Here is an 11,325-nt window from a genome sequence, read left to right as displayed (position 1 = left end):
GAAAAGCAAATGCAGGAAGCTTCTAAAGTTCCCGTTACAAAAGGTATTGTACCCAAAAATTCTTATCAAAGTATGCCATATGAAGCGTTTTTGGATGCAGCAGTAAAAGAGGTAAAGAGAAAACTGAAGAATGTAGATATTAGTAAAGATGGTTTATCTATTTATACTACATTGGATCCAAAAGCACAGACCTTTGCAGACAAAATGTTGAATACAAATGAAATAATTGCCTATCCAAATTCAAAATTCCAAGGGGCTTTCGTCTTTTTAGATACAAAAACAGGAGCAGTTAGGGCGATTGGAAGCGGAAGAAACGACTATAAAGCAGAGTTTCTAGGTAACAATTTTGCAATAGATATGAAACGACAACCTGGATCCACCTTTAAGCCCATTTTTGATTATGGTCCGGCGATTGAACATTTAAAATGGTCCACTGGACATTTAATCCATGATAAAGAAACGTCATACTCAACCGGTCAACCTATTTCAAACTGGGATCATCAATACCATGGAATATTATCGATACGTACGGCATTGCAATATTCTTATAACATCCCAGCCCTTCTTACAATGAGAGAGGTTGGGATGGATCAAGCAAAGAAATTTGCAGAGCGACTAGGTATTTCGTTTATAAATGATAAAGTATATGAATCTTATTCAATTGGCAGTAATACCGTAAACCCATTAGCCATGGCAGGTGCCTTCAGTGCTTTTGGGAATGATGGCGTTTATAATCAACCACATTTTGTGAAAAAAGTGAAATTTCCAAATGGAAAAGAAGTGAGCTTTGACCATAAACCAAAGCGAATTATGAATGATTATACTGCCTATATGGTAACTGATATGTTACGCACAGTCGTAGATGCGGGAACAGGAATAAAGGCCAATGTACCAACACTAGATGTCGCGGGAAAAACAGGTACAACCAATTTTGATGAAAAAACCTCCGCAATATTTGGATACCCAGACACTGCTACAAATGATAGTTGGTTCGCGGGATATACACCACAATACACTATGGCTGTTTGGACTGGTTATACTCAAAATGGATCAGGAAACTATATGATTGGAGATACAACGAAAATCTCACAACTCATGTTTAAAGAGATGATGCAAGCAATAGGAACAGACAAATCCAGTTTCAAGCAACCTAGCAGTGTCTACAGAGTGAATAATGAGCTTTATATAAAAGGTGTAGAATCTGCAGAGGTTCCACCAAAACCAACCATACAAAAAGAAAAAACGAATCCGAGCTACTGGGGACATAAAGGTAGAGAGAAACATAAAGAGAAACATAAAGCAAAAAAAGGTAAAGATAAGAGAAAGGGGAAAGGCAAGCATAAGCATGATTAGGAGGCAATCCGTAATTATCAAGAATTAATTGTTATTTCATATATTCATTTCCACTTCATTTTCAATTATTTATAAGCAAAAAACGACCTGAGATGATTTATCTCGGGTCGTTTTTGTGGGTTTAACTTATTAGAGATTTCAGGAGCTTAGGTTATTTAATAATTTGTAGCTCTTTTGGATATTGAGTGAGAATTTCACAACCATCTTTAGTTACGAGCACATCATCCTCAATACGTACTCCAGCTACAGAAGGTACATAAATTCCTGGTTCAATCGTAAATACCATTCCTTCTTTCATCACAAGCTCATTGGTTTCTGTCATGGATGGATATTCGTGTACACTAATTCCCAAACCATGCCCTAGTCGGTGAGGGAAATATTCTCCGTATCCAGCTTCACGAATGATGTTTCGGGCAGTCAAGTCAATTTCAGCCGCAGTTTTTCCAGGTTTTGTTGCTGCTACAGCTGCCAATTCAGCTTTGAGAACAGTATTATAGATTTCGTGTTGCTTTTCGCTAATATCATGGAAAGCAACCGTTCTTGTAATATCAGAGCAATACCCATTGTAAACAACCCCTAAATCAAATAGGACTAAATCACCTTTTTGGATTTTAGTTTGACCAGGAGTTCCATGTGGAGATGCCGCATTTGCACCTGTTAAAACCATAGTGGAAAATGCCATTTGGTTAACGCCTTTTTTCTTTAATTCAAATTCAATCGCAGCCAGGATATCCATTTCTGTCTTGCCTTCTTTAATTTCAGACACTCCGACTTCAATTGCGAAATCTGCAAGTTTACAAGCTTCACGAATCAGCTTCATTTCATCTTCACTCTTTACCATGCGAAGCTCTCGTAGAACTTCCTCAACAGAGAATAATTGAGGAGATGAAAATGTTGCTTGTAATTTTTCATAGCGTTCCACATTCATATGCTCTTTTTCAATTGCAGCTTGACGAATTGTGAAACCACGTTTTTTCACTGCGGCTTGAATGAATTCCCAAGGGTCTTCGATATCTGTATATCCAATGATTTCCTCGTTCCATCCTGCATGCCTTGCTTCTTCGATCTCCATTTTAGGGCAAATCAAAATGGATTCACCCTCTTGGAAGGTCATTAATCCAAGAAGTCTTTCATGAGGATTGCTGTGAAACCCACTTAAATAAAATACATTATCTGTAGAAGTTACGAACGCAACATCTATTTCTTTTTCTTTCAACCAATTTTGTAGCTTATTTTTTTTATCTAACATTTCGCTACCTCCAATAAATATCTATAACACGAGAGTAACAGTGAAGTTCTTTCTTTGCAATTAATTGTTATCATTCTTTATAATGGAAAAAACAGAGAATCATCACCATTTGCACCTATTCGTATTTAATTTGAATTTAAAGGAGCTGAACCATATGAAGGTTTCATTTCATGGACATGCCATCATCCAAGTAGAAACAACGAAGAAAACGATTTTGTTCGATCCATTTATTACTGGTAATGGTTTAACAGACTTAAAATTAGATGAGGTAAAACCGGATGTGATTATCCTAACTCATGGTCATGATGACCACGTTGGCGATACCGTTGAGTTAGCCAAAAAACACGGTTCACTTGTCATTGCTAATTATGAATTAGGTGAATTTCTTTTAAATGAAGGAGTAGAAAACGTTCACACAATGCATATTGGTGGTGCTTATACCTTCGAATGGGGAAAGGTGAAGTTGACACCGGCTCTTCATGGATCAGGATATCAAACTAAAGATGGACACATGGTGTATTGTGGAAACCCAGCTGGTGTATTGTTAACAATTGAAAATAAGACCATCTATCATGCAGGGGATACGGGTGTGTTTTCCGATATGAAATTGATTGGAGACCGACATCCAATTGATGTTGCATTTGTTCCAATAGGGGATAATTATACGATGGGACCTGAGGACGCGGCATTAGCAGTCGAATTCCTCAATCCTAAAACAGCTGTACCAATTCATTACAATACTTTCCCTCCAATCAAACAGGACCCACATCAATTTGTGGATATGTTAGGTACGGGAGTTGGAAAAGTAATGAATCCTGGTGATGTTTTAGAATTATAAATAGGAATTCTGAATGGACAAACCAAATATTGAATGTTCAAGAGGCTGACTCTATATTAGAGCAGTCTCTTTTTGGTTAAAAAGGGTAGAGCTACATAATTGCTACATAGATTACTGTTTCGGTAATAAATTTGGAATTTCGGTAAAAAGATTCTTCGATTCGGTAATATCCCGAGCCATTTCGGTAAAATACCGAGTTAGTTCGGTAAAATCCAGGTCTATCTAGGAAAATGCCAGTCCATTCAGTAATATCCATAAAAGTCCATTCAATATAATCCTTAAGTTTATAAAGATTTATCCAACAAGTTGTCAATTTTATTATAGGCTTGCATAAGGTGTAGTATGGTACAGGCATTCTTATTTTAAAGAAGGAGTGTTTTATATGAAACAACGTGCTCTACTTTGCTTACTCTTATGCGGTATGATGCTCTATTACGCTATTCCTAGAATTGACGTTATGGCTCAAGGTTCTTTTGGTATTTTTTCTAGTATGTGGCTTTTACTTGCTTTATTTGTAATTGCGGGGAATTTATCAGGAGTGCTATATTCACCTAAAAAAAGAAAAGTTATCAAACAAGAAAAAACAATGGTTCAGAAAAGAAGAATGTATCAATCTTGACGGTTACATTGTAAGGCTGAGCATTTGCCCTTATAATATAGGAAAGAGATACCAAATGTAGAGGGTGAAAAGCTTTGGCTACAAAGCATGAACAAATTATACAGTATATTGACACTCTTCCTGTTGGTGAGAAGATATCTGTCCGACAGATTGCAAAAGATTTAGCAGTCAGTGAAGGAACTGCCTATCGAGCGATCAAAGATGCTGAAATTAAAGGCTATGTGAGCACGATTGAACGGGTAGGAACAATACGAATTGAACGGAAGAAAAAAGAGAATATCGAAAAACTAACGTTTGCAGAGGTTGTTAATATTGTAGACGGACAAGTCCTAGGTGGCCGTGCAGGCTTGCATAAAACTTTAAACAAATTCGTTATAGGCGCTATGAAGCTTGAGGCTATGATGAGATATACGGACGCGGGAAGCCTATTAATTGTTGGGAATCGTACAAATGCTCATGAATTGGCACTAAAAGCAGGCGCTGCTGTCCTTATTACGGGTGGTTTCGATACGGATGAATCCGTCAAGAAAATTGCAGATGACCTTGAACTTCCCATCATTTCTAGTAGCTATGATACATTTACGGTTGCGACTATGATTAACCGCGCAATCTACGACCAGCTCATTAAGAAAGAAATTCTATTGGTAGAGGATATCCTTACTCCATTTAGTGAAACCGTCTATCTTAAAATGGGAGATACGGTAGAACATTGGATGGGACATAATAGAAAAACTCTTCATAGTAGATTTCCTGTTGTGGATGAGCATTTCAGAGTACAGGGAATGGTCACTTCAAAGGACATAATGGGCGAAGAATTAAATACCCCAATTGAGAAAGTTATGACGAAAAACCCAATGACCGTGAATGGTAAAACTAGTGTAGCTTCATCTGCACATATGATGGTGTGGGAAGGCATTGAAGTATTACCTGTCGTGGACGATTCTCAATGCTTACTCGGAATTATTAGCAGGCAAGATGTCTTGAAAGCTTTGCAAATGATTCAACGACAACCTCAAGTCGGAGAAACCATTGATGATGTAATTGCTAGTCAGTTAGTGGATCTAGGGGAAAGAGGCAAGGGTGACGAGGTATACCATGTGGAAGTAACACCACAAATGACGAACTATTTAGGAACCATTTCATACGGAGTTTTTACGACCATCGTGACGGAGGCAGCCAATCGTGCATTGAAAACCTTTAAAAGAGGCGACTTAGTCGTGGAGAATATGACTATTTATTTCATCAAGCCGGTTCAAATCGACAGTAAGCTTGAAGTTTTCCCTAAGGTTTTAGAAGTTGGTAGGAAATTCGGAAAGGTGGATATCGAAGTGTTTAATGAAGGCAAACTCGTTGGTAAAGCGATGATGATGTGCCAGTTATTAGACCGAACGTGATAAATAGCCCTAAATTTGGCATGATAAAAGGATGCCTCCATTAACCGGGGCATCCCTTTTTAATGACTTATTTTTTGTAAGCTTGTTCTGCTTCAGCGATTGCATGAGGCAGGAAGAATTTATACGCTTTGATGCCACCATAAATGCTTAAAGCGCCGATGATGATAAATACTGCAGCAACAATGTATGTGACTGTCCCAGAATAAAGAAAAAGTTGATTAAGTCCAAACATGGAGACGAAAACCCCAAGAGCAATAGAAGACTTGGCTGATACCCATTTTCTTTCCATAGGAAGATTGGTGCGGAAAAACTTAATTTTATAATATACATAAAAGGCGAATGCTAGAATAATAAAGATAACGAATACTGGCATCTAGAGACCTCCCAACGTGACATTTTGTCCAATACATACTATACCGTTTTTCACAATGGATTGCCACTTTAAAAATCTCTTCGATTGCAAGGCTCGAACTAACTGCTGTCAGAAGGAAGATAGGAGAATCATTTATGAAATCAGCCATTCTATCAGAAATTAAAAAATATGATACTATCATTATTCACCGCCATGTAAGACCAGATCCTGATGCATATGGTTCACAGTGTGGTTTAGGTGAGATGCTTAAGGAATCTTTCCCAGAAAAAAATGTCTTTATGGTTGGAGAGGAAGATGAATCCTTACACTTTATGAGAAGATTGGATACAATCACAGAGAAAGACTATGAAGGTGCACTGGTAATTGTATGCGATACTGCGAATGAGGAAAGAATTTGCGATGGTAGATACAACCTAGGTGATAAATTAATTAAAATTGATCATCATCCTAATGAAGACCCTTACGGAGACATGCTTTGGGTAGATACTTCAGCTAGTTCAACTAGTGAGATGATTTATGATTTTTATTTAGCTGGGAAAGAGGATGGACTTGTCCTTAATCAAGAAGCTGCTAGATTGTTATTCGCGGGGATTGTTGGGGATACGGGGAGATTCCTTTATCCAAGCACTACAGAAAAAACTTTTATTTATGCAGGTGAATTAATTCATTATGGGTTTGACCGTCCCAAATTATTTGAGGAGATGTATGATGTAAATGAGAATGTTGTCCGTTTGAATGGCTATGTCTTCCAAAACTTTAAGGTTTCGGAAAATGGAGTTGGACACATGATTATTACTGCAGAGACATTAAATCAATTCAACGTTAAGCCGTCAGAGGCTTCTTTGCTCGTAAGTTCTTTGGGAGTGGTAAAAGGTTTAAAGGCGTGGGCTTTCTTTATTGAGGAAGAGGAAGTGATTCGTGTCCGACTGCGTTCAAAAGGTCCTGTTATCAATACCGTTGCGAGAAACTATAACGGTGGAGGACACCCATTGGCAGCAGGTGCATCCATTTATTCATGGGACGAAGTAGAATCAGTCCTGACAGATATGGAAGCTGCTTGTTCAATGTAAAATAAAGAAAGGCTCATAAGGAAAACTCCACATCTAGTGGAGCTACCCATTTATGAGCCGTCTTTTTATTTTATATTCGCCTAATTTTGACTTGTATATATACCTTTGTATAAAACATCATCTCAGTAACTTCAATTTTATATCTTTTCTTATTGATATCTATGATTTTATTTTCAATCGATTTTTTTAATAATGCCTTACCTGCATAGACAGATTCAATATCTTTCGTAATGAGGAAATTGAGATCGTCCTTTATCGATTCCTGAGCTTCTATAACGCTTAATCGGTCAAGTTGATACAATTTATAATTCTCAATACTGACGGATATATCCTGTACTAATAGCTTTTCCTCGTTTTGCTTGTTTAAGGCCTTATAGTCTTCTTCTAAAACTCCAAGTTTTTTTTCTAAATCCTTAATAGTTTCCTCTTGGTTGGAAATCATTTGAATTTGTTTTTCTTGCATTCCGCCATACATATAGAAAAAAATGAACCAACTTATGAATCCTCCAACTGCAAATCCAGCGAAAAATCGTTGCCAAAGAGGTTGACGGTATAAAGGAGGGATTCTCATGATGAGATATACTCCTGTGTAAGCCATTTAATAATCAGTGCTCCGGTTTGTGCCCCGCCTAATGCAGATAATATCCATAAAATTTGCTTGATGATATCTCGTGTCTGACCATGGAAAATGCCCCTTTCGAAACTATAGACGGTATCGAATGTTCCACCCATTGCCGCGACAATAGCCCAAATCCTCAAACTATCGGATAGTCGGAACACAACAGTCATGGGAGGCTGGTTTGTAAAAAATGCTGAAATTCCACCTATTAAAGAACCACCAATAAGCACACCTAGAGCAATGAAATAGCTATTTAAGAAAGTAGGGAAAAAGGCTTCTTTCATATTATCATCCTTATTTGTTCAACTTTATTTTATGTATATGGACAAACATAGGATATTAGAAGAGATATCAAAAATGAAAAAGAGAACATATTTTCTTTTTTGTAAGTGAAGTTCTATAATAATAACAAGATAATCGTACGAAAAAGGTGGGGAAATCATGTCTTTTGCACATTTGCATACATATAGCGCTTATAGCCTTCTTCAAAGTACGGTCAAAGTGGAGGAATTGGTACATCAAATAAAGAAATTAGGGATGAATTCAGTTGCCCTAACAGATCGAAATGTCATGTTTGCAAGTATTCCTTTCTATAAGGAGTGTAAGAAACAAGGGATAAAACCAATTTTAGGACTAACAGCAGACATCCTCCATACTGAGGAAGGATATCCACTTGTTTTATTAGCCAAAAACCTTGAAGGTTATAAAAACCTACTTAAAATTAGCAGTGCTATAAAAACAAAATCACCGGAAGGGCTACCATTCCGTTGGCTAAAGGGTTACTCAAAAGGGTTGATAGCCATAACTCCGGGTCAAGAGGGAAGCATAGAAACTGCATTAATGAACGAGAATCGTCAAACTGCTGTTGAAACTGTGGCAATTTATAAAGAGATTTTTGGAAAAGATTTTTACATATCGGTACAGAAGAATAGTAGCCCAGATGAGCTAAGTTTTTTTGAAAGAGTTAAAGACTTTGCATGTGAAAATGATTGTCCTATTGTAGCCACAAATCCAGTTCATTATTTGTTGAAGGAAGACCATATAGTCCATGAAGCAATGCTAGCCATTCAAACGGGACAAAAGCTATCCGATCAAAATCGAAAAAAACTACCTTCTAGCGAATATTATTTAAAATCACCGAAAGAAATGTACGAATTGTTTCATGACGAACCAGAAGCGTTGGAAAATACACTTACTATCTCAAAACTTTGTGAAGTAGATATTCCCCTGCAGCAGAAACTGCTCCCTAAATATCCAAATAATACAAAGATGAGTTCACACGAACTATTGAAAGAAATTTGCCTAAAAGGGTTTTTTAATCGCTATGGTGATGCTGAAAATTCATATAAGAAAAGACTAGAATACGAGCTTGAGGTCATTAGTCGAATGAACTTCAGCGACTACTTTTTAATCGTATGGGATTTTATGAAATATTCTAGGGAACATGGCATCCTAACCGGACCTGGACGTGGTTCCGCTGCTGGATCAATGGTTGCCTATGTCTTACAAATCACAGATATCGACCCTATGAAATATAATCTCTTATTTGAAAGGTTTTTGAATCCTGAGCGTGTAACCATGCCTGATATCGATATTGATTTTCCTGATAATAGAAGGGACGAAGTCATAGCCTATGTTGCTTCAAGATATGGAGAACTTCATGTTGCTCAAATCATTACCTTCGGAACTTTTGCAGCCAAAGCAGCTTTACGTGATTCTGGGAGAGTCTTTGGCTTAAATTCAAAAGAACTTGAATCATTGTCCAAGTTCATTCCTCAAAAGCTTGGAATCACGATTGATCAAGCGCTTCAAGAATCCAAGCTTTTACAGGGATTTTATCAAGAGAATGACTTCAATCGTAAGTTAATTGATACAGCTCGCAAGCTTGAAGGTCTTCCAAGGCATACATCGACGCATGCAGCAGGGGTTGTTATTTGCGATAGTGCCTTAACAGAACATATTGCCATTCAAGAAGGTCACAATGGTGTACATCTGACACAGTTTCCAATGGAAGTATTAGAGGAGATTGGCTTATTGAAGATGGACTTCCTAGGCTTGCGTAATCTTACTTTGTTGGATTCGATACTAGAAAACATAAAGAAACAAACAGGTCGCATCATTTCATTAGAGCGACTGCCAATGCAGGATGAGAAAACCCTCCAACTACTAGGAAGTGGGGATACTACTGGAATTTTTCAATTTGAATCAGAAGGAATGAGAAAAGTTTTGATGCAACTTAAGCCGGAAAGGTTCTCGGATTTAGTGGCTGTTAATGCATTGTATCGTCCTGGTCCGATGGAAAATATACCGGTCTTTATTCGTCGCCGTCATGGAGAAGAAAAAATACAATATCCACATCCCGATTTGGCACCAATTCTAGAAAGTACGTATGGAGTCATTGTCTACCAAGAACAAATTATGCAAATTGCATCCCGTTTTTCAGGATTTTCGTTAGGACAAGCAGATTTACTAAGACGAGCCGTCTCAAAAAAGAAGAAAGAAGACTTAGATGCAGGTCGTGAGGATTTCGTTCGAGGGGCTAAAAATCAAGGGTATGCAGAGAATGTGGCGCATACGATTTATGATTTAATAGTTCGGTTTGCCAACTATGGCTTTAACTTAAGCCATGCTGCAGCATATAGTCTTATTGCATATCAACTGGCATATTTAAAGGCCCACTTCCCGCTTCACTTTATGGCAGCCTTACTCACTAGTGTAATTGGTAATGAAGACAAGATTGCACAGTATGCCATTCAATTAAAAAAGATGGACATTGCTTTCTTACCACCTTCTATAAATAAAAGCACTTATTCCTTCCGTATTGAAGGTCAATCTATTCGCTATAGCTTGGCTGCTATCAAAGGGGTTGGAGGAAATGTGTTAAAAGAAATCTTTAAAGCTAGGAAGCAAAAACCATTCTCTGATTTGTTCGATTTTTGCATGAGAGTAAACACCAAGGTTGTGAATAGGAAGGTTCTAGAGGTGTTAGTACATTCGGGATCATTTGATGAATTTGGAGAAGATCGAGCCACTTTATTGGCTAGTCTGGATGTTGCTCTGGAACATGTTAATCTCGTCAATCCAGATGAAGACCAATTTGATCTTTTTGAGGAAAGTGAATTCACCTTAAAGCCAAAGTATATGAAAATGGACCCAATTGGCATTGAGGATAAATTAAATTATGAAAAAGCAGTATTAGGATTTTATTTATCAGATCATCCTGTAACACCATTCAAAGAAGTATTTTCCCATTTTGGCACTACATCCATTATTCAGATTCTTCACCAGGATGAAGATCCAAAGTCAGTACTAGGAGTTTATATTACAGATGCTAAATCCATCCGCACTAAAAAAGGAGAAGTGATGGCCTTTCTTACGGTAAGTGATGATAGCGGGGAGATTGAGGCAGTTGTTTTTCCTAATATTTATAAAGAGCATATGCCACTTCTGAAAAAAGGGAAGGTTCTACTTATCAACGGAACGATTGAAAATCGAAATGGGAAAAAACAACTTATTGTCCAGAAGGTTTTTTCAATGGATGAATTAAGAACCATTCAAGAAGAAAATCAGAAGAGATTATTCATTCGGATTGATAAAAATATTCAAGATAAAAGTATCCTAGCAAAATTAAAACAAACGATTCGTCATTACCCTGGATTTACAAGTATTTTGCTGTATTATGAGAGGGAAGCTCGTTACGTTAGGCTTCCAATGACGGATTGGATCAATCCTACAAGTCAATTATTAAAACAATTACAAACACTTGTAGGGGAAAAAAATGTATTATTAAAAGACGTTTAACCTTTACAT

At 37.3% G+C, this 11,325-nt stretch carries 10 protein-coding genes; 6 read left to right on the top strand and 4 right to left on the bottom strand.

Features of this window, described 5'->3' with window-relative positions:
- Positions 1-1,353 (top strand): transglycosylase domain-containing protein (locus DBX25_RS21380; RefSeq protein ID WP_276309610.1); only part of this gene is annotated, 1,353 nt, incomplete at its 5' end.
- Positions 1,354-1,504: 151 nt separating this feature from the next.
- Here the strand turns inward: DBX25_RS21380 and DBX25_RS13200 are convergent.
- The gene (locus DBX25_RS13200; RefSeq protein ID WP_108671278.1) at positions 1,505-2,602 is read right to left on the bottom strand and encodes a M24 family metallopeptidase; all 1,098 of its coding nucleotides are present in this window, start codon (positions 2,600-2,602) and stop codon (positions 1,505-1,507) included.
- 154 nt (positions 2,603-2,756) lie between these two features.
- On the opposite strand from DBX25_RS13200, the gene DBX25_RS13195 reads away from it, so the two are divergent.
- From DBX25_RS13195 to DBX25_RS13185, 3 genes are all read left to right on the top strand, one after another.
- Positions 2,757-3,440 carry a metal-dependent hydrolase gene (locus DBX25_RS13195; protein ID WP_108671277.1) on the top strand — a complete coding sequence of 228 codons (684 nt, stop codon included), beginning with the start codon at positions 2,757-2,759 and terminating at the stop codon, positions 3,438-3,440.
- Positions 3,441-3,822: 382 nt separating this feature from the next.
- On the top strand, positions 3,823-4,059 hold the full coding sequence (locus DBX25_RS13190; RefSeq protein WP_108671276.1) for a hypothetical protein: 237 nt from the start codon (positions 3,823-3,825) through the stop codon (positions 4,057-4,059).
- Positions 4,060-4,133: 74 nt separating this feature from the next.
- On the top strand, positions 4,134-5,453 hold the full coding sequence (locus DBX25_RS13185) for a CBS domain-containing protein (RefSeq protein ID WP_108671275.1): 1,320 nt from the start codon (positions 4,134-4,136) through the stop codon (positions 5,451-5,453).
- A gap of 67 nt (positions 5,454-5,520) precedes the next feature.
- On the opposite strand, the gene DBX25_RS13180 is transcribed toward DBX25_RS13185, so the two are convergent.
- Positions 5,521-5,826 (bottom strand): YtpI family protein, encoded by a 306-nt coding sequence (locus DBX25_RS13180; RefSeq protein ID WP_108671274.1) that lies wholly within the window; start codon positions 5,824-5,826, stop codon positions 5,521-5,523.
- Positions 5,827-5,960: 134 nt separating this feature from the next.
- Between DBX25_RS13180 and DBX25_RS13175 the strand changes: the two genes are divergently transcribed.
- On the top strand, positions 5,961-6,896 hold the full coding sequence (locus DBX25_RS13175) for a DHH family phosphoesterase (protein WP_108671273.1): 936 nt from the start codon (positions 5,961-5,963) through the stop codon (positions 6,894-6,896).
- A gap of 70 nt (positions 6,897-6,966) precedes the next feature.
- On the opposite strand, the gene ytrI is transcribed toward DBX25_RS13175, so the two are convergent.
- Positions 6,967-7,467 (bottom strand): sporulation membrane protein YtrI, encoded by a 501-nt coding sequence (gene ytrI / locus DBX25_RS13170; protein WP_108671272.1) that lies wholly within the window; start codon positions 7,465-7,467, stop codon positions 6,967-6,969.
- Complete coding sequence (ytrH, locus tag DBX25_RS13165; protein WP_108671271.1) at positions 7,464-7,799, bottom strand: sporulation membrane protein YtrH; 336 nt, start codon at positions 7,797-7,799, stop codon at positions 7,464-7,466. The genes ytrI and ytrH overlap by 4 nt, the downstream gene beginning before the upstream one ends.
- 157 nt (positions 7,800-7,956) lie before the next feature.
- On the opposite strand from ytrH, the gene dnaE reads away from it, so the two are divergent.
- Complete coding sequence (gene dnaE / locus DBX25_RS13160) at positions 7,957-11,316, top strand: DNA polymerase III subunit alpha (RefSeq protein ID WP_108671270.1); 3,360 nt, start codon at positions 7,957-7,959, stop codon at positions 11,314-11,316.
- Positions 11,317-11,325 lie beyond the last annotated feature (9 nt).

It is taken from the genome of Peribacillus acanthi, from assembly GCF_003073175.1.
GTDB classification, from domain to species: domain Bacteria; phylum Bacillota; class Bacilli; order Bacillales; family DSM-1321; genus Bacillus_BN; species Bacillus_BN acanthi.
This window is presented reverse-complemented; position numbering and strand designations above follow the sequence as displayed.